Origin of the sequence: Kitasatospora sp. NPDC059646 (assembly GCF_042734615.1) — a bacterium.
GTDB lineage: Bacteria > Actinomycetota > Actinomycetes > Streptomycetales > Streptomycetaceae > Kitasatospora.
This window is the reverse complement of record NZ_JBHWDS010000054.1, coordinates 1-18,884: the sequence shown is the minus strand read 5'-3', so window position 1 is coordinate 18,884 and position 18,884 is coordinate 1. Positions and strand designations below refer to the sequence as shown.

The following is an 18,884-nucleotide window of genomic DNA, read 5'->3' as shown; positions in this document are numbered from 1 at the left end:
ATGAATAGTCTTCGAAAAAAGGCCACTTGTCTTAACTATTCGGCAAACGACCTTAATCCTAGTAATTTACTGTACTTTGACCGCTATGCACCCGATTAATTTCGGTCATTGGGGTGATTGAGGGTGGCAATCAAGCCATGTTAATCATATGAAGTTCACATGCGGACCGATCGAAGTGTTGGATCTACCTCGGGACGCCGCCTGGGTGTCCTTATACGAAAGGGTGGGAATATGACCAAGAAGCTGGCCGTGCGAACCGCGGTAGTGGTTCTCGGCCTGGGAGCTGTGATCGGCAGTGCGCCGGCGTTCGCACTCACCTCCTCCACCGCGGGGTCGACGGCCTTCACCAGCACGACTTCGGCCACCGACGACACCATGAACGTGAGCGACACCTCCGCGGACAGTCGCGCCGCCTACGGCCAGTACAAGCGCCAGGCCAACGCGGGCACCACGCTCAACCTCTGGAACAAGAGCGGTTCCGGCACGACCGTGTCCGCCTCGGACGGCAGCCGCATCTTCACCATCCGCGCCTGCCGCCAGGAGCAGTGGGACAGCGACACGTGCGCCGGCTGGGTTGCCTGAATCGGCTGACGTAGCAACCGTTAGTTTGCCGTTGCTATAGGCATCGGATTTCATGTCGGGTCGGCCGTGAACCGCGGCCGACCCGATGCACATTTCCAAGGGTGGGGTTCACGTGTTTGACCAGAGGGCAGACGCCGGCGCGTCAGCGCGAAAGACAGGGGCCGAGGGACCAGCGGCCCCGATCTTGCGCTTCGCGGGACTGAGGTACGAGATCGCTGGTCGGACCCTGTTGGCCGGCGTCGACCTCGCGCTCAGCGTCAACGAATCCGTGGCGATCTCGGGACCGAGCGGAAGCGGGAAGAGCACCCTGCTCATGGCCGCGCTCGGCCTGGTTCGGCCCGACGCGGGCGAGGTGTGGGTGGACGAGGTGGACATTACGAAGCTCCGCAGCCAGGCCTTGGCGCGACACCGCCGCAACCACATTGGTGTGGTGTTCCAGTCGGGAGAGCTGCTGCCCGAACTGACTCCCTTGGAGAACGTCGCTCTCGCAGCGCTGCTTTCTGGCCAATCTCGCGGCGAGGCCTACACGACCGCCGCGTCGCTCCTGGAGGGCCTGGGAGTTCCCCACCAGGGCACGCCGACGGGCAGGCTCTCCGGGGGCGAGCGACAGCGCACCGCGGTCGCACGTGCTCTGGTCAACAAGCCCGGTTTGCTGCTGGCCGACGAGCCCACCGGAGCGCTCGACTCCCGCAACCGGGACAGTGTCTGCGATCTCCTGTTCACCGTGCCCGAACGTTGGGGCTGTGCGCTCCTGGTCGTTACTCATGATCAGACCGTGGCCGACAGGGCCGACCGACAGCTTGTGCTGACGGACGGACAGCTCGGCGTCGCCGGCGGCGATGCCGCGTGAAGAACCTCCATCTCGCTCTGCAGCTCCTGCGTGTCGGAAACGCTGCCGGGAGAGGGGCCAGGGCGGGCATCGTTCGCATGATCGCGTTGCTCGTTGCCGCAGGTGCGCTGGCGCTGAGCACTGGCTCGCTCGTAGCGGTGTCCGCTGCGTATCAAGGCATTGAGAACCGAAGTGAACAGCGCAATCCCCGTATGGCTCAGGACGGTGCTGGGAACGAACCTGTCGCCTTGTGGGCCCCCGGTTACGATACGGTCCAGGGGCTTCAATACTCGGTCGTCTCCATCGTTCCGCTGCGGAACGACGCTCCGCTGCCGCCGGGACTGGACTCCTGGCCATTGCCAGGGGAAGCAATTCTCTCACCTGCGCTGGCCAAGGCCGGGGCTGAAGAAGGTATCTCGACCCGACTCGGCCGCGACGCCGGCCGAATCACAGACGTAGGACTCAGCTCTCCCACCGAGCGGCTGGCCTACGTGAGGCCGCCTTCTGATCTGGTCGACCTCGACCGGATGTTTCCGATCACAGGGTACGGCGAGGAAGGGCAATTCTTCGGCGATCAACTCTTCAACGACTCGATCGGACTCTTCACGCTCGCGATCACCTCTCTGCTCCTTTTTCCTGCTCTCGTGCTGCTGATTGTGGCAGCCAGGGTCGGGGGCGAGGCAAGGGATCGTCGAACGGCGCTGCTCGAAACCATGGGAGCAGGGCGAGGATCCCGGACCCTCGTCAACCTGGGTGAGGCGGGGGTGCCGGCCCTGGTCGGTGCCGTTCTTGGAACAGGAATTCTCGCAACCGTGGCGTGGACGCAGGTTTCGCTCCCGTTCGTGAACATGCCCCTACCGGTTGCGGACCTACGGGCGGCTTCGGCCAATCTGGCCCTGACCACGGTGGCCTCGGCAGCCGCTGTCCTGGCAGGCGTGACTCTCCTGCACCGGCGGCAGAAGAAGCGGCGTCGGGCAACGAGTGGCACACGCCCGGAAGCGCAGCGCCGTGCTCCTCGCTGGTGGCCGGCTCTCTTGCCGGTCGGCCTCCTTACAGCAACGCGGGCCCCAGGCCTGCTCGCCCCGCAGAATCCAAGACTCTACCTGGTCGTCTACGCAGCAGGCGTGCTCCTCACCCTGGCGACGCTGCCCTCGGCCATCTCCTTGCTGATGGCTTCTACCGGCCGTCTGCTGAACCGCACAGCCTTTCGGCGAGGCTGGACGGGCACTCTGGTCGCCGGCCGCTGGTTGACCGAACGCCCAGGCGTGACCGCGCGGTTGGTTGCCGGCATCGTCATCGCGATCGGCCTCATTGGCCAGGTGCAGCTGCACTCCAGCCGAATCGGACAGCCCATGATCGCTGCAAAGGCAACTGCCGCGCGTATCGGCACCAGCGTCCTGGTAGTACAGCAGCCGAAGGACGGCACCCATTCCGCAGCCTTCTTGAACGCGCTTCCTGACAACGTGGGCGCTTTCTCTCTCCAGCTCCTCCCGGGCAGCGGTGAGACGAAGGGGACGGCTGTTCTGCAGGCACCTTGCCCACAAGTCCAACAGGCCATGCACCTGCCCTGTCCGGAGAGCGCTCAACTCCTCCACCGAACCGACCGGGACCCGCGGCTGTCAGAGCTCGTAAACTGGTACGGCCAGCAGAACTCAATCATCCTTCAGAAGGGAGCTGTTCCGGCAGAATCCGTCCCTGGTGGTGCGTCATACATTGTCCTGATGTCGTACGGCGGAGAAAATCTGGACGTCTCCGATCTCACCAGGCTCGCACGTCAGCACCTGTCACTGAGCCCGGCTCTCTCACCCCCCGGGGGTGAGTGGCTGACCGGTGCGCTCTTGAAGAACAGCAGGGGGACGTGGATAACGCTGTTCGGCTCGTGCGCGGTTCTCTTCATCGGGCTTGCCATCGGTCTCAACAGCCTCGCAGAGTTCGTCCGTTTTAGCCGTACCGTCGGCCCCCTCGGAATGTTGACGGGTCGACGAAGCCTGTTCGCTTCCGTGGCCGCATGGACGCTGCTCGCCCCCCTGCTTGTCGCAGCCCTGCTTGGACTGCTGGTTGACCTGTGGCTGTCGGGCCCACTGACGGCTCCTCTTGTCGGCGCCCAGATTTCGTGGACCGTCCTGGGGTGGCTGCTGAGCATCGTGGCGATCCTGGCAGTGGGGATCTGGACCGCAGCCACGTGGTCAGCTCAACGTGCTGCGTTCACCTGGCTCCCCGAAGGCGACTGATGCGCCGCAACCTGATGACCTGAAGGACGGATCGGGCCCGGCCGCAGCGACCGGGCCCTCAACCTGTCTGCGCGGTGGGCGGTTCCGGCCGGCCGAGACCCGGGCACCCCCTCCGGGTGATCTTCGAGGGTCGGGCCGCAACGCCGGTTGGGGCGGGGCGGTTGGGCCGGGTGCTGCTGCCCGTCCTCGGCCCTCGTGGAGTCTTTCCCGTGCGTATTCGCCCCGTCCTTGCCGCCGCCCTGTCCGCCGCGGCGGCCGTTCTGCTCGCCGTCCCGGCCGGCGCCGCCGGCACCACCGCTCCGGGGGCGGCTGCCCCCGCCGCCGCGGCGCGGCATCGGGCGGTGGGGAAGGAGGTCACCACGTCGTTGTACGGGGCGATCGACGCGCTGCCGGTCGCGGCGGAGGACCGTACCGGGTATGTGCGTACTGCGTTCCGGCACTGGATCGACGCGGACAGGAACGGCTGCAACACGAGGGCGGAGGTGCTGCTCGCGGAGGCGGTCACCGCGCCGGAGGTCGGCGCGAACTGCGCGCTGGCCGGCGGCACGTGGCTGTCGAAGTACGACGACCTGGTGCTGGACGACGCGAAGCTCCTGGACGTCGACCACGTCGTCCCGTTGGCCGAGGCCTGGGACTCCGGCGCCTCCGCCTGGTCTGCGGCGGAGCGGCAGGCCTACGCCAACGACCTCGACGAGCCGCGGGCGCTGATCGCGGTTTCCGCGAAGTCCAACCGGTCGAAGGCCGACAAGGACGTCACCGAGTGGCTGCCGCCGGCCGACGCCTACCGCTGCACCTACGTCACCGACTGGACGGTGGTGAAGACCCGCTGGGGCCTGTCGGTCGACCAGGCCGAGGCCGACACCCTCCACCGCCTCGCCGCCGCCTGCCCGAACACCGAGCTGACCGTCACCCTCGCCCGCTGAACACCCCCACCAGCACTACCTGGGAGACGAGCACGGTGACCGAGACCCTGGAGCCCTCCGCATTCGCCGCGACCCTGCCCCCGCACGCCCTCTCCGCCTCCGTCCTTCTCACCGACGAGGACCAGCGAATCCTGATGCTCCACCAGGCCCGCCCCTACCCCGGACACCCCGCCTGGTGGCAGCCGCCGGCGGGCCTCGCCGACCCCGGCGAACACCCCCTGGCCACCGCCCTGCGCGAACTCGCCGAGGAGACCGGCATCCGGCCCGCCGCACCGCCGCGCCCGCTGGCCGTCGACTACCGCTGCGCGGCGGGCGGGTGGCCGCCGGTCGTCGACTTCGCGTTCGCTGCCGCCCCGGTGCCGGCCGGGACGCCGGTGCGGCTGAGCGGGGAGCACGACGCGTTCGCCTGGCGGACCTTCGAGGAGTGGCTGCCGTTCCTGCAGAGCGAGCAGAGCACCTGGTTCGCCTCGTTGTGGCAGGCCTACCAGCGGGGCGCGACGGTGGTGCTCCTGGACGGCCGGGAGATCGCGGCGCCGGCTCCGCCCGCGCCGCGGTCCGGCGGCTGAAGGCCAACCAGCTTCCGGGAGCCGGACGGGGCGGGGAGTCAGGACAGCGGGGCTGTGGGAGCCCCCGGAGGGTGCCACCGCGGCAAGCTGCCGGCGGGCGGCGTTCACGTCTTCCGTCGGGCCGGTAGCGGGCGGATCGTGGCGTGTTCGTAGTAGAACCAGGCGGCTGTGTCGCGGTCCCACTGGACCAGGGCGAGCCACCACCGGCCGCCGAGGGCCCGCCGCCAGGCGAGGAGCACGCCCGGCCGCCACCGGCCGCCGAGGCGGATCCACACGAGCTGCCACCGCTCCAGCCGGTCCGGCCGGCAGGGCTCGTCGATCACCTTGGCCGGGGCGGTCTGGGCGTCACCGGTCCGAAGGCCGCGCAGGGCGGGATCGCCCTGGCGGCGCGGAACAGGGACGGTGCTCACGCCTCGAATACTAGTTCGAAAACTTGTCGGCCCGCCGGTCAGGGTGGGGGTAGGTCGGCTGGTGCGAGGTCGGTGCGGACGCGGTGGGCGCGGACGGGATGGCGCCAACGCCCTGCGTTGTCGCGGGCGGTGTCGGCGGAGACCTCCAGCACCACCTCGGGCTCGACCAGGCGGACGTCGAGGGTCTCGCGGCTGCCCCAGCCGGCCGAGAACGTCCGCCCGGCCCACGGGTGCGCGCCCTGTGCTGGCGTCAACCGGCGGCCGACGTCGCGGGCCAGGAGCGGGTTCAGCGGGCTGGTGCGGCCGACGTAGCGCAGCCGACCCTCCGGGTCCCTGCGGCCGAGGAGCACCGTGCCGGGCGCGGCCGTGTTGCCGGTGACCGCGCCGATCACGGCCTCGGTCGTGACGCGGACCTTGTACTTCCGCCATGCCCGCCGGCCGGGCAGGTAGGGCTCGTCGAGGCGCTTGAAGCACAGGCCCTCCAGTCCGGCGGCGGTCCAGCTCAGCCACTCCCGCGCGAGTGCCGGGTCGGTCGTCGACGGGCACAGCGCCAGCGGCCCCGCCGCCGGCAACCCCGCGAACAGCTCCTCCAGCGCGGCCCGGCGCCGCGCATACGGCCACCGGGCCAGGTCCTGCTCGCCGTCGTGCAGCAGGTCGAAGGCCACGTAGTGCGCAGGCCACTCGGCCGCGGCCTGCGCGGCGCGGGCCCCGCGTGAGGCGAGCCGGCGCTGCAGCCGATCGAACGCCAACCGGCCGCCCTCCCACACCACCAGCTCACCGTCCAGGGCAAACCCCTCACCCAACTGCCGGGCGGCGCGCACGATCTCCGGGAACGCCGCCGCCATCAGCGCGCCGCGCCGGGACCGCAGCACCACCTCCCCGCCGCGGCCGACCAACAGACCGGCCCGGTAGCCGTCCCACTTCGGCTCCGCCGCCCACCCGATGGGCAGCACGGGGCTGCTCACCGGCTCGGTGAGCATCGGCTGAGGCAGTGCCCACGACGTCACGACTCCCAGCGTCGAGTCGGGCACTGGTGGGCGCAGCCGGAACTGCTTCGTGTCCGTTGACAGGCGGCTTTGACCGATTGCCACATGATCTTGATCGGCGCGATGGCGCCGACGCGCGTGGCCGCCGTCAGTCAGGCACCTTGTCAGCCCGCACGCTGTTCGCGTCGAGGTGCAGCTCGTAGACGGTGGTGCAGTCGGCGGCCAGCGTTGCGACGGGTGTTCCGCACCGGCACGCGCGATTAAGGCCCTGGTCTCCGGACGGGCCGCCGCAGCACCCCATGCTCGTGTCCACCAGCATCGTCAGGCCTGCCGCGTCATCGGGATGCAGGACGATGTTGCCCCGGGGTCCGGCGGACCTCAGTGAGCCACGCATATCGGACTTCCCGCCCGCCCGGCGCTGAGCGGGGCCATCCTCGTCGTCCGGGTAGGGCTCGTACGGGGCACCCCACGGGTCGGTCTCGATCGCGTAGTGCCCCCGGGGGATCGTCGCTTCCGGTCCCCGGGCCCCCGGCCTCGGCTGCTCGAAGGGCGGGGGCTCTGGAACAGCGGGCAGCGGCGTCAGCGCAGGTGTCAGGGCCGCGCCGCACTCGACGCAGTGGAAGATCATCATCAGAGCAGTTCTATCCGCTCGACGCGATGCGTGCACCTGAATTCCGGCTCCAACGGTGGTCCCGAACCACAGTCGATCATCCCGACGAGGCCTCGACGAAGCCCAGCTCAAACTCCGACAGCACGGCATCGCCGTACGCCCGCGCAGCAACCCCCGCCGCTTCCCCCGCACCGGTCAAGATCAGGTGGCAAGAACCTACTGGTGGTCAAGATCGCATGGCAAACAGTCAAGGTCACCTGTCACAGGTCACTTCGGCCTGCGGCGGCACCGCATAGAGGGGCCGCCCCGGGAAGATGAGTCCCCTATGCGGCAACCGGTGAGATGTTTGTGCGAGTAGATATGTTCACACTAAGCGCAGTTCTGTGTTACCGTTTCGGATAGGAGGTATGTGATGTCTGAGATTTTCGCGGCGGTGGATGCGCTGCTGGCGAAGGCCCGGGATGGCGGGGACCTGCCGGAGCCGGCCGAGCGGGAGCGGCTGCGCAAGGCGGCCGGCCTGACGCAGATCGAGGTGGCTGACGCCCTGGAGGTCCGGCGGGAGACGTTCGCGAAGTGGGAGTCCGGTGCTTCCCAGCCCCGCGCGCCGAAGCGCGGCGCCTACGCGTTCCTGCTCGCAGGGCTGGCTGAGATCCACGGCAGCCAGGGCCCGGACGGCTGGCTCGCCCTCGCCCGCCAGGCCCGCCCCCTCGCCACCGGCACCGACGCCAACACCGACGCGACGGACGGGAAGTGACACCCTGATGGACCGCCAGACGTACACCGCCGAGCTCGCAGGCCTGCGCGAGCTGCGCGCCGAGATCGCGGCCGCGGAGAAGACGGTCGCGGCCGCGCAGAAGGAGCTGGACAAGCTCACCGCCCAGCGTGCGCGCCGGGTTGCCGGGCTCGCGGGGTACGAGGCCGCGAAGGCGGATGCCGTCGCGAAGGCTTCCGGGCTGTCGGTCGGCGACGTCGTGAGGATCGCACCGCTGCTGGACCCGACGCCGGCCGCCGTTCGCGCGGCCAAGGCCGACGACCAGGCCGCCCCCGCCGCGCCCGCTCCCGTTGTGGCACCGAAGGCCGCGCCGGTCGACGCCGAGCCGGCGGCCGCGGTCGCCCCAGCGCTGACCGGCCCGGCTACCGTCGTCGAGCAGCCCGCTTCGGCCGCGTCCGCTGCGCCGGTCGTCCAGGCCTCGCCCATTGCTGTTGCGCCGACCGAATCGGTGGCTCCGGTCGCTTCGGTCGCTGATCCGGTGCAGTCGGCTGCGTCGGTCGCTGCCGTGCCGCGTCCCGCGGTCGAGGCCGGGCCGCGCGAGCTGCCCGCCCTCCCCGGGGGCCCTGCCGGTGCCCGGTTCGAGGCCGTCACCACGGGCCTGGTCTCCAAGCGCCCGAACTTCGTCCAGCAGGCCCGCGCCACGGTGTTCCTGGACGCCGCGACCGGCGACCTGGCGGTGCGCGACCGCGTGGTGCGCCTCGACCTAGGCGCCCGCACCCCAGGCGAGATCCTGGACACCGTCCTGGCGACCGCGCCGGGCACCGAGCGGGTCTACATCACCGCCGGTGCGCCGTGGCACGACGGTGCCGAGCGCTACTCCACGCTCAAGGACGCGGTCGCGGCCTGGCTCAACACCCCTTCCGAGCGGTGGACGACCGCGGTGGGCTCGGGCCGGGACAAGCTTGCCGGGCACTTCGTCCACCAGCGCCAGCCCGTCGGCCGCTACGCCCCCGCGAGCGCGCCGGACAGCGCCAGCACCGAGATCCGGAGCATGGGGGAGTGGTTCGATGCGGACGGCGCGGACGTCGTGACCTGCCGCCAGGCGTTCACGCTGCTGTGGCAGGCGCTGCGCCGGCACTGGGACGACGCGGTGCTGATGGGCTCCCCCAGCCAGACCGGCCGTGACCTGTGGTCGCGCACCATCCCCACCACCGGGAAGTGGGCGGGCGGCTACCCGGTCCTGTCGGAGGAGCTGCGCGGCCTGCTGCACGCGACCGGCGGGCAGGGCCGCACGGAGCTGATCCTGCCGCCGCGGGTGCCGGAGCAGCTGCCCGCGCTGGTGGAGTACGACCGCACCTTCGCCTACGCCAAGCACCTGTGGAAGTCCCCGGTCGGCATTCCGCGCCGCATCACGGCGGCCGCGTTCGCGGCGATGAGCGAGGCGGAGCAGACGAAGGCGCTGATGTCCTGCTCGCACTGGAACGTGCGCGTCACCGTCCCGGCCGGCTGGAACCACGTCGGCCTGCTGCCCGCCCCCGTCACCGGTGACCGTGCCTGGATCTACCCCTCGACGCCGGGGGAGACCTTCGTGACGTGGGCGGGCGGCGCCGAGGTCCACCTTGCCCTCGCCAACCACCTGATGCCGTGGAAGGTCGAGATCCTGGGCGGCCTGCTGTTCGAGGACGGCAAGCCGCTGGACGAGTGGGGCAAGCGCCTGAAGGCGGCCTGGGCGGACCTGACCAACCTCTCGAAGCTGCACGGCGACGAGCGCCAGCGGCAGGCGGCCTACCTCGCCTCCCGCGCGGTGCGCTCGGTGCTGCTGTTCGGGCTGGGCGGGTTCGCGCAGCGCCCGCGCCTGGTCTCCGGCACCACCCCGCTCGGCGAGGCGCTGCCGGCCGGGGTGGAGATCCTGGGCCAGGACGAGAGCGTGGTGACGTGGCAGCGGCAGGCCGGGTTCTCCCGCGACCCGTATGCGCACCCCGAGTGGGCCGCGTACGTGTGGTCGGGGGCGCGGGCGGCGCTGCTGGACATGAAGTACCGCCAGGGCAAAGAGGTCATTGGTCACGCCGGCGCGCTGCACGCGAAGCCCGGCACGGTCGTGTACTTCGGCACGGACGGCATCGCCCTGACGGAGCGCCAGCCGTGGCCTTACCGGGGGGAGCCCGGGGACTACCTCCTCAAGGGCCATCTCACCGGGCCCGTCGAGCACCCGACCTCTCAGGAGGAGTACTTGAAGCTGCGGGGCCTGGGCCGCGCCGAACTCGCCGAGAAGGGAGCTGACCAGTGAGCCCGGCCGACCCGAACAACCCCAACGAGGCCGCCCGCCTGACCCAGGAACTGCTCGACCAGGGCTACACCAAGCGCCAGGTCGCCAAGATCCTCCGCCGCGACGCGAGCCTGATCTCCCAGTTCTTCACCAAGGGCAAGGGCGCGGCGTTCGTCGGGGCGCTGCGCCAGGTCGTCCGTGCGGTGCGCGGCGGCGAGCGCGACGAGGAGGCGCTGTCCGGGATCGCGGAGGCGAACACCAAGCGCCGCACCACCAAGACGGGCCAGAAGGCGCGGGTGCGGGGCAAGGACGTCGTCGGCAAGCCCGGTGAGTCGATGGCCGGCCGCGCCGGGAAGCAGGCCATCAAGTCCGGCGCGAGCCACCTCGCCCCGGTCGTCCACGCCACCGGCCAGGCCGGTGGCCGCCTGGCCTTCACCGTGCGGATGAAGGCCGACCAGTACGTCTACAGCGCGGGCTCGGAGAAGGACTCCGGCGGCATCCGCCGCGGCTTCATCCCGCGCGCGGACGGCACCGACGAGCGCACCTACGGTTCTGCCTCGACCGGCGGGTTCGACGCCGCCGAGTGGTCCCAGCGGGTCGCCGAGCACCACGGCGACGTCACCGAGGCGATGAAGGCGTGGCTGGTGGAGACCGGCCGCGCCGTCGAGGACGCCGACATCGCCTACCTCGAAGTCCGCGGCTGGGTGCCGTCCCAGCAGTAGACAGTTCGGTCGGCCTCTCCCCGTCCATGACCTGCCCCGGGAAGGGCCCGCCCGCCCCGACCCCCCCGCCCGCCCTGCGAGCCGTCTCAGCCTCCGAAGGAGAAGCACTGCCGTGGAGACCACCACCGCCACCGCCGAGCAGGACGCGCCGGCCGCGTTCCGCGCCGCAGCCGGGCAGCCGGTCCCCGCACAGCCGTCCGGCACCGCTGCGGCGGCGATGAACCCGCTGCCGCTGCACTGGTTCCAGAAGGACGCGGTCGCGGCCGCGGTGCGCGAGGTGAAGGACGGCGGCCGCGCCACCGTCATCGCGGCGACCGGCTCCGGCAAGACCCTGATCGCGGCCGGCTGCGCCCGGCGCCTGGCCGCGAGGGGCCGGGTGCTGGTGCTGGTGCCGACGATCGAGCTGCTGGAGCAGACCGCCGAAGCCTGGTCGCTGCGGGGCGGTCGCCGCGGCCTGGCCATCGCGGCCTGCTCGCGGGAGGAGGCGCTGGAGAGCGCCGAGGCCGGCGGGCGCGTCCACGCCCAGGTGACCACCCAGGCCGCGCGGATCGCCGACCTGGTCGCCTCCGCGAAGGCGGGCGAGCCGGTCACCGTGTACGCCACCTACGCCTCGCTGGAGCGGATCGTCCAGGCCCACCAGCAGTTCGGCCTTCCGGTCTGGGATCTGATGGTGATCGACGAGGCCCACCGCACGGCAGGCGCGGAGGGGAAGGCGTGGGCGGCCGTCCACGACGACGCGCAGGTCCCGGCGTTGCGCCGGCTGTACTTCACGGCGACGCCGAGGATCGCGGACGATCGGAGCGCGAAGGACGGCCTGGCCGACCTCGCCGACACCGACGCCGAGGGCGCGGAGAAGCTGCCTGCGCTGTGCTCCATGGACGACGAGCGGATCTTCGGCAGGACCGTGTTCACCTGGACCCTCGGGCAGGGCATCGAGCACGGCTACCTCGCCGACTACCGCGTCCTCGTGCCCGTGGTCACCGACGAGGACCTGCGCGAGCTGCTCAACCTCCCCGCCGTCGCCGATCTCCGATCCCAGCGCTCCAACGAGGAACTGCTGCGCCTGGCGCTGCAGGTCGCGGTGCTGCGCGCGGTCGCCGACCTCGGACTGCGCCGCGTGATCACGTTCCACTCCCGGGTGGCCGGAGCGCGGGAGTTCGCCGGCAGCCTGCTGGAGGCCTCGGAGCTGCTGCCCGACGCGGAGCGTCCGGAGCGGATCTGGGCGAAGGCGGTGGCCGGCACCGACCGGCTCAAGGACCGCCGCGCCGCGTTCACCGAGTTCAAGGCCCACACCGGCGAGGACGGCGAGGAGTGCGGCATCCTCTGCAACAGCCGACTCCTGACCGAGGGCATCGACGTCGCCGCCGTGGACGCCATCTGCTTCGCGGACCCCAAGAGCTCGGTCATCGACATCGTCCAGGCCGTCGGCCGCGCGCTGCGCCAGTCCTACCGCCAGGGCAAGGTCTCCTGGATCATCATCCCCGTCTACCTGCCGACCCCGGCGGTCGGCGACGACACCGCCACCGCGGACCCGGCCGAGGTCCACGACGCCGCGGAGGCGGTGAAGGCGGAGGCCGACGCCGAGATCGAAGCCAGCTCCTTCCGCACCATCTGGCGCGTCCTGCGCGCCCTGGCCGCGCACGACGCCCGCGTCGTCGGCCGGATCACCGAGCTGCGCGGCGCGCGTTCGCAGGGCGCCGCACACACCACCGCGGCCACGCCGACCGACAGCGAGCGCGCCAAGGCCGGGGAAGCCGGGGAGGGAGAGCAGCCGGTCCCGGTGGAGTCGCCGATCGAGTGGCTCCAGATCGACGCCCGCCGGCACGCCGCGAAGATCCTGCAGACCGTCAAACTGCGGGCGTTCAACCCCCGGGCGGTCGAGTGGCAGCGCATGCACGCGGTCGCCGCCATGTTCCACCTGCAGCACGGCCACCTCGACCCCACCGACAAGGCCAAGCACACCGAGCTGATCTCCTGGCTCACCCGCCAGCGCCACCTGGCCGGCCAGGGCCTGCTGGATGCGGCCCGCATCTCGGAGTTGGACGCGCTCGGGATGATCTGGTCGAAAAACGCCAACGCGTGGGGGCGCGGCTTCGCGTACGCCAAGGCCTTCCACCACCAGCACGGCCACCTCGCGATCCCCGCGACCGCGAAGCTCGACGACTACGCGGTGGGCGCGTGGATGCGCCGCCAGCGCAAGGCCGACAACCTCACCAAGGACCAGGTGGCCAAGCTCGATGCCTTGGACGAGCTGTGGCGCCTGGAGCCGGACTGGAACCGCTCCTACCGGCGCCTCCTTACCTACCTGAAGGCCGGCGGCACCCTCGACGGCCCCGCGAACCGCACCGGCCTCGGCGACGACCCCGCCTTCAGGCCCGGCACCTGGCTGCGCAAGCAGGAAAAGGCGCGCACCGACGGCAAGCTGACCGAGCAGCAGATCGCGCTCCTGGACGCGCTGACCCGGCACGCCGAGACCGTCACCGGCTGATCGCGTCCCGCACCCACACCCGTCGAGGAGGGCAGATGCGCGGCACCGGCTGGCCGCCGTGTAGCCGGGCGCTGCGAATCGGACAATTTGCGACGAGCCGTCTGATCGGTGCTTTTTCGACCTTGCTTCCGGGCTATGTTGGTCCTTCGGATCCGAAAGCAGTCCGAGGAGGCCGGAATGCGAGGAGATCCGTTCCCGGGCACCGGCGGCGAGGGGTCTGTCCCCACGGGCCGCCACGAGCCACAGCCGGAGGGCGGCGGCTATGCGCTGTCGTTCGGCGAGGTGGCGGAGGTGTACCACCGTGCCCGCCCGCGCTATCCGCGAGCCGCGCTGCGGTGGGCGCTGGGCCGCCAGCCGCTGGATGTGGTGGAGGTCGGGGCCGGCACCGGAATCCTCGCCCGCGAACTGGACGCCCTCGGGCACCGCTGCACGGCGGTGGACCCGGACGCGCGGATGCGGGAGGCCTTCTCCCGTCGCATGCCTGCCGTCACCGTGCTGGACGGCACGGCCGAGGCGTTGCCACTGTCCGACGGGTGTGTCGACGCGGTGGTGGCCGCCGAGTGCTACCACTGGTTCGACGTTCCGCGCGCGCACGCCGAGATCGCCCGCGTGCTGCGCTCCCGGGGCCGCTTCGTGGTCATGTGGCAGCTGCGCGACGACTCGACGCCCTGGGTGCGGGCGCTCACCGAGGTCCTGCGCCCCTACGACCGCACCGGTGCCACCACCGTCGGCCCGCCGGAGCCCGACGAGCACTTCGGCGCGTTCAGCCGCCGGAGCTTCCCCTTCACCGTCGAGCACAACCGGGAGAGTCTGCTCGACCTCTACCGAAGCCACTCCTTCCACATCCGTTCGGACGCGCAGGGCCGCGCGCGTCTGGAGGAGGACATCGCGCGCCTCGTCGACACCCACCCCGACCTGCGCGGCCGCTCGCGCTTCCGACTGCCGTACGTCACCCGCGTGCACTGCGCCCGCCGGGTGTCCTGAGCACCGGCCCGGTCCTACCAGGAGGGTTCCATGCCCGTCACCGGCCTCGACTACGTCACGCTCATGGTCTCGTCGCTCGACGGCACCTGCGACTTCCTTTCCGGAACGCTCGGCCTGCCGGTCGGCGGCGAGCGCCGCCAAGCGGGCTGGGGCACCGCCACCCGCGTCGTGCTCTTCCCCGGGCACTACCTGGAGATCCAGGCGATCACCGACCCGCACCGAGGCGTCGGCACGGCCAGACAGCGCGGCCTGGAACTGCTCGCCTCCGGGGACGGCTGGAAGTCCTTCGGCCTGCGCGCGGACGACGTCGTGCGCACCTGGGCCGACCTCGCGGAGGCCGGCCTGGAGCTCGCCCCGCCCCTCGGCCAGGCCACCCGCGACAGCGACGGCTCCTACTACCGCTGGTGGGTCGCCGGGCAGGGCGAGACGTTCCGCACCGGACGGCTGCCCAATCTGGTCGAGTACGAGGGAGACCCCTACCGGTACGACAGCCCTCCCGCAGGAGACGCGGAACCCGGGGCGATCCACGGGGTCGCGGGCGTGGACGTCGCGGCCGAGAGCCTCGCCGAGGCGGTGCCGTCCTACACGATCCTGCTCGGCGCCCCACCGCGCCACGGGCACGACACCGACCTGCGCGCCCACTGGGCCCGCTGGACCCTGCCCGACGGACGGCATGTCCGTCTGCTCGCGCCCGAGAGCGACGACGGCCCGCTGGCGCGGCATCTGCGCACCCGCGGAAGGGGCCTGTTCGCGGTCGCCTTTGCCACCGGGCACCTCGACGCGGCGCGCAGGCGGCTGGCCCGGCGTGGAGTGGCGACCACCTCGACCTCCGTCCCGGGCGAAGTGGTCCTGGAGACCGCCGGAACCTTCCCCGCGCGCCTCACCCTGCGGGCGGGCGAAGCCGACCGGTGAGAGCCCCGGCGGCGTCGCCCGTGGACTGGCTTGCTTGACGAGACTCCATGGCCGCACTCAAGAAGCTCTTCGCCACCGTGGCGGTGTCGTGCCTCACGGGCGCCCTGTCGATCGGCTCAGGCGGTGTCACCCACGCCTCGCCCCGGACCCTGAGCACCGCCAACTGCGCCGGCACGGCGCACGCCACGTACACACCGGGACTCACCGACACGTCCAGCACCGTCACCTACGCCTGGAACTACCACTACAGCACCTGCCTGGTCGTCAACGCGCCGGGGATCACCAGCGGAACCGACACGGGGTCGCGGACCGGAGCCCGGTCCTGCCTGGACCTGCTGCGCCAGCGCCAGGACACGTTGTCCATCACGTGGAACAACGGCTCCGTATCGACCGCGGATGTGAACGTCATCGCCACACAGGAAGGGCTGGACCTCGTGGTCACCCGCACCGGCACCGTGACCAGCGGCCCCTTCACCGGCGACGTGTTCAACGAGACCATCACCTACCTGGCCCCCGACTTCGCGCAGAGGTGCGCCACCACGGGCATCACTTCCCTCACCGGCACGACTGTCCTGGTGATCGACTGAGTTCGGAAGCCGGCGTCGTAGCGATCGCCGCTCGCCGGCCATGAAGGCAGGGCCCCCGATGCGGCTCAAGTCGTCGAGACGCCGAGCGCGTCAGGGGCCCTGCTGTCGCTGGTGTCACACCATGGGGTCGTGTGCGGCGCCGTGCGGCTAGGCGCCGCGGGGCGGCGCGTCGGTGCGGCTGGTCCGCAGGTGGGCGCGCTCGCCCTGGCCGCTGAACATGGAGAGGACCTCCACGGCCCGGCCGTCGGCGGTGCCGAACCAGTGCGGGGTGCGGGTGTCGAACTCGGCCGCCTCACCGGGCGCCAGGACGAGGTCGCGGTCGCCGAGGACCAGACGCAGCCGCCCCTCGATGACGTACAGCCACTCGAAGCCCTCGTGGGTGCGCGGCGCGGGGGTCCGCGAGGTGGGCGGGACGAGCATCTTGAAGACCTGGATGCCTCCGCCCGGCCGGCGGCGGTTGAGCGGGACGACGGTCATGCCGTCGACGGTCCGGGGGCGCAGGTGGATGCGTGGATCACCGGTGGGCGGGGCTCCGACGAGGCCGTCGAGGGTGACGTCGAACATCCCGGCCAGGGACAGCAGCATCTCCAGGGTGGGGCGCCGCTTGCCGGACTCCAGCCGGGAGAGGGTGCTGGGGGAGATTCCCGTCGCCTCGGCGACGGCGGCCAGGGTCGCGCCGCGCGCCCGGCGCAGCTCCCGCAGCCGGGGCCCCACTGAGTCCAGGGGGCGATCGGCGGTGCCGTCCATGATTCCCACCTTGACAGAAGAGCAACGTTCTTTGCCCGCCGGGCCCGTTCGGCCGCATCGTCGCATGCACAGGCATCCGGAAGCCCGCCCGGGCTCCCCTGGTCTTCGAGGAGCAGCCGTGAAGCCCCCGTCCGTGCACCGCCGGGCCCTGATCACCTGGTTGGCGATCTACCCCGGCATCACCCTGCTGTCGGTCCTGCTCGGACCGGTGCTCGCGCCGCTGCCGGTCTACCTGCGGACCCTGGTCCTGACGGCGATCCTCGTCCCCGCCGCCGTCTACGGCCTGGTGCCCGCGCTGCTGAAGGCCAACGCCGCACTCGCCGGACGCCGCAGGGTCCGCCGGTACGCCGCGGAACCGACCGCCGGCCTGCCCGCCCCGGCCCCCGACAGGCCGGCCCTCCGCGGGTGGGCCGCTCGGCCGGTCGGGGCGGCGTCGGCCGGAGAGGGGTAGTCCTCCTCCTACCCGGTGTGGGGCCGGGCCGTGGTTCGGTCGACCCGTAGCGCCATCAGCGCGGCGTCGCGGGTCAGGCGAGGAGGTTCTTGTGGATGCGGCCGTCCTTGATGATCACGGCGAGGTTCTTGTCCGGGGCGCCGAGGACGGTGAGGTCCTGGGTGGGGTCGCCCTCGACGAGGAGGACGTCGGCCCAGGCGCCCTCGGTGATCCGGCCGAGGGGGGCCGCCCGGTAGGGGTCGCGCTCGCCGGAGAGCCGGAAGAGCTCGGCGTTGCCGGACGTGGCGATCCTCAGCGCCTCCACGGGCTCGAAGCCGAAGTGGGTGGACAGCCGGGTGAGCATCTCGTTCTGCAGCCCGGCCTTCTCCGGTTCGAGCAGCAGGTCGGTGCCGAAGGCGACGTTCGCGCCCTCCTCCCGCGCCCACCGGAAGGTGTTCGCCACCCCCTCGCAGACCCGCCTGTTCTTCTCGGCGTTCGCCGGGTCGGGGTACTCGTGGTCGCTTTCGAGGAAGGGCTGGGTGCTCAGCCACACCCCGTTGTCCGCCATCAGCCGGACGGTCTCGGCGCCGGCGACGAGGTGGCCGTGCTCGATCGACCTGATCCCCGCGGCGATCGCGCGGCGGACGCCCTCGTCGTTGTAGACGTGCGCGGCCACGTACGTGCCCCAGTCCGTGGCGGCTTCGACCGCGGCCTCGAGTTCGTCCGGCGTGTACTGCAGCACGTCCAGCGGGTCGTAGGCGGAGGACACCCCGCCGCCGGCCATGACCTTGATCTGGGAGGCGCCCTTCTTCAACTGCTCGCGGACGGCCGCGAGGACCTGGTCGCGCCCGTCCGCGACCCGCAGGAACCCGATCTGCTGGGCGCGGGCGTGTGCTCCGCAGGCGAAGGTGTCCGCGTCCTCGTAGACCGGGGAGAAGTCGCCGTGTCCGGAGGTCTGGGAGATCGCGGCCTGGCTGGGGTAGATGCGCGGGCCGGGGAACGTTCCGGCGTCCAGGACGTGCCGCAGCGAGGTGACGTCGCCGGCCATGTCCCGGACGGTGGTGAAGCCGCGCATGAGCATCTGCTCGGCCGAGGCGAGCGCGGTGTAGTAGCCGGTGCCGGTGGCACCGGTTGTCAGGCCCGCGAGGGAGGTCCCGATCGCGAAGAGGTGGACGTGCGCGTCGGTCAGGCCGGGGATGAGCACCCGCCCGCCGCCCTCGATGACGACGGCCCCCTCCGGGGGGCTCGGCGTGCCGATCGCCGTGATCTTCTTCTCCTGGATGAGCACGGACGTCGGCGGGGTCGGCTTGGGCCCGGAACTCATCGCGTCGAAGACACGCACGTTGCTGATCAGGATCGGCACGGGGGGCTGCTGGACCGGCACGGTCTTCCTCTCATGGCGGGACAGTGCGAGCCGATGGGACCCACCGGCCGGGCAGGCACTCGGTCGTTCGCGCAGAAGGAGAGGCCAGGACACCGGGCAGGCAATCTCCCTCCTCCGCTCTCCCGAGAAAGGGTGCCGCCCGGAGCCGGCGTGTGCCGCTCGTCTCGACTCGGTGATCCTGGGAACCGCCGAGGAAGTCGCGGCGCGCGGAACAACCCAAGGCCTGACCGGCGGCCATGATCTCCTCCCGCGGAACCGGTAGCCGACAGCGTGGCCCCTCAACTGCACACACTAACTTCGAAGTCGTCGGCATACGCTGCAGGCGAGGCGGGGTCTGCGGCACGAGATCACCCGATGCCAAGCATCGCGTCTTCGACCGGTCGATCGACGTTTCGGGCCGCTGTGAGCGGGGAGCCCGCCGCACGAGGGGCTGCGGGCGGGCGGGCGAGGGGCGTGCCCGGCCCCGAGGGGTGGGCCGGGCACGGGCGGGTGTGCGCTGCTAGCCGATGCTGAAC

General features: G+C 71.3%; 18 protein-coding genes. 13 read left to right on the top strand and 5 right to left on the bottom strand.

What is annotated here, in order from left to right:
• Window positions 1-231 precede the first annotated feature (231 nt).
• From ACFV1L_RS29610 to ACFV1L_RS29590, 5 genes are all read left to right on the top strand, one after another.
• Window positions 232-582, top strand: coding sequence for a hypothetical protein (locus ACFV1L_RS29610; RefSeq protein WP_380371527.1), 351 nt, complete (start codon window positions 232-234; stop codon window positions 580-582).
• A gap of 229 nt (window positions 583-811) precedes the next feature.
• Window positions 812-1,432: an ABC transporter ATP-binding protein gene (locus ACFV1L_RS29605; protein WP_380371525.1), complete on the top strand. Its 621-nt coding sequence runs from the start codon at window positions 812-814 to the stop codon at window positions 1,430-1,432.
• 77 nt (window positions 1,433-1,509) lie between these two features.
• On the top strand, window positions 1,510-3,642 hold the full coding sequence (locus ACFV1L_RS29600) for an FtsX-like permease family protein (protein WP_380371522.1): 2,133 nt from the start codon (window positions 1,510-1,512) through the stop codon (window positions 3,640-3,642).
• Between the two features lie 215 nt (window positions 3,643-3,857).
• A complete protein-coding gene (locus tag ACFV1L_RS29595; RefSeq protein ID WP_380371585.1) occupies window positions 3,858-4,565 on the top strand; it encodes an HNH endonuclease family protein in 708 nt (235 codons plus the stop codon).
• Window positions 4,566-4,600: 35 nt separating this feature from the next.
• Window positions 4,601-5,131 carry an NUDIX domain-containing protein gene (locus tag ACFV1L_RS29590; RefSeq protein WP_380371519.1) on the top strand — a complete coding sequence of 177 codons (531 nt, stop codon included), beginning with the start codon at window positions 4,601-4,603 and terminating at the stop codon, window positions 5,129-5,131.
• A 104-nt stretch (window positions 5,132-5,235) separates the two neighbouring features.
• On the opposite strand, the gene ACFV1L_RS29585 is transcribed toward ACFV1L_RS29590, so the two are convergent.
• From ACFV1L_RS29585 to ACFV1L_RS29575, 3 genes are all read right to left on the bottom strand, one after another.
• Window positions 5,236-5,541 carry a hypothetical protein gene (locus ACFV1L_RS29585; RefSeq protein WP_380371517.1) on the bottom strand — a complete coding sequence of 102 codons (306 nt, stop codon included), beginning with the start codon at window positions 5,539-5,541 and terminating at the stop codon, window positions 5,236-5,238.
• Window positions 5,542-5,579: 38 nt separating this feature from the next.
• Window positions 5,580-6,548: an ATP-dependent DNA ligase gene (locus ACFV1L_RS29580; protein WP_380371514.1), complete on the bottom strand. Its 969-nt coding sequence runs from the start codon at window positions 6,546-6,548 to the stop codon at window positions 5,580-5,582.
• 127 nt (window positions 6,549-6,675) lie between these two features.
• On the bottom strand, window positions 6,676-7,158 hold the full coding sequence (locus ACFV1L_RS29575) for a hypothetical protein (RefSeq protein ID WP_030463975.1): 483 nt from the start codon (window positions 7,156-7,158) through the stop codon (window positions 6,676-6,678).
• Between the two features lie 391 nt (window positions 7,159-7,549).
• Here ACFV1L_RS29575 and ACFV1L_RS29570 point away from each other — a divergent pair, with 391 nt between their 5' ends.
• The 7 genes from ACFV1L_RS29570 (at window position 7,550) to ACFV1L_RS29540 (ending at window position 15,808) form a co-directional block, all read left to right on the top strand.
• The gene (locus ACFV1L_RS29570; protein WP_380371512.1) at window positions 7,550-7,891 is read left to right on the top strand and encodes a helix-turn-helix transcriptional regulator; all 342 of its coding nucleotides are present in this window, start codon (window positions 7,550-7,552) and stop codon (window positions 7,889-7,891) included.
• Window positions 7,892-7,898: 7 nt separating this feature from the next.
• Complete coding sequence (locus tag ACFV1L_RS29565; protein ID WP_380371510.1) at window positions 7,899-10,136, top strand: hypothetical protein; 2,238 nt, start codon at window positions 7,899-7,901, stop codon at window positions 10,134-10,136.
• A complete protein-coding gene (locus ACFV1L_RS29560; RefSeq protein ID WP_380371507.1) occupies window positions 10,133-10,837 on the top strand; it encodes a helix-turn-helix domain containing protein in 705 nt (234 codons plus the stop codon). The genes ACFV1L_RS29565 and ACFV1L_RS29560 overlap by 4 nt, the downstream gene beginning before the upstream one ends.
• A gap of 112 nt (window positions 10,838-10,949) precedes the next feature.
• Window positions 10,950-13,325, top strand: coding sequence for a Helicase associated domain protein (locus ACFV1L_RS29555; protein ID WP_380371505.1), 2,376 nt, complete (start codon window positions 10,950-10,952; stop codon window positions 13,323-13,325).
• A gap of 177 nt (window positions 13,326-13,502) precedes the next feature.
• Window positions 13,503-14,309: a class I SAM-dependent methyltransferase gene (locus ACFV1L_RS29550; RefSeq protein WP_380371502.1), complete on the top strand. Its 807-nt coding sequence runs from the start codon at window positions 13,503-13,505 to the stop codon at window positions 14,307-14,309.
• A 30-nt stretch (window positions 14,310-14,339) separates the two neighbouring features.
• Complete coding sequence (locus tag ACFV1L_RS29545) at window positions 14,340-15,221, top strand: VOC family protein (RefSeq protein ID WP_380371499.1); 882 nt, start codon at window positions 14,340-14,342, stop codon at window positions 15,219-15,221.
• Between the two features lie 47 nt (window positions 15,222-15,268).
• The gene (locus tag ACFV1L_RS29540) at window positions 15,269-15,808 is read left to right on the top strand and encodes a hypothetical protein (RefSeq protein WP_380371496.1); all 540 of its coding nucleotides are present in this window, start codon (window positions 15,269-15,271) and stop codon (window positions 15,806-15,808) included.
• A 147-nt stretch (window positions 15,809-15,955) separates the two neighbouring features.
• On the opposite strand, the gene ACFV1L_RS29535 is transcribed toward ACFV1L_RS29540, so the two are convergent.
• Window positions 15,956-16,555: a helix-turn-helix domain-containing protein gene (locus tag ACFV1L_RS29535; protein ID WP_380371493.1), complete on the bottom strand. Its 600-nt coding sequence runs from the start codon at window positions 16,553-16,555 to the stop codon at window positions 15,956-15,958.
• 118 nt (window positions 16,556-16,673) lie between these two features.
• Here ACFV1L_RS29535 and ACFV1L_RS29530 point away from each other — a divergent pair, with 118 nt between their 5' ends.
• Window positions 16,674-17,006, top strand: a complete 333-nt coding sequence (locus ACFV1L_RS29530; RefSeq protein WP_380371491.1) for a hypothetical protein — start codon at window positions 16,674-16,676, stop codon at window positions 17,004-17,006.
• Between the two features lie 73 nt (window positions 17,007-17,079).
• On the opposite strand, the gene ACFV1L_RS29525 is transcribed toward ACFV1L_RS29530, so the two are convergent.
• Entirely contained in the window at window positions 17,080-18,369 is a 1,290-nt protein-coding gene (locus tag ACFV1L_RS29525; RefSeq protein ID WP_380371489.1) for an amidohydrolase family protein, read from the bottom strand.
• Window positions 18,370-18,884 lie beyond the last annotated feature (515 nt).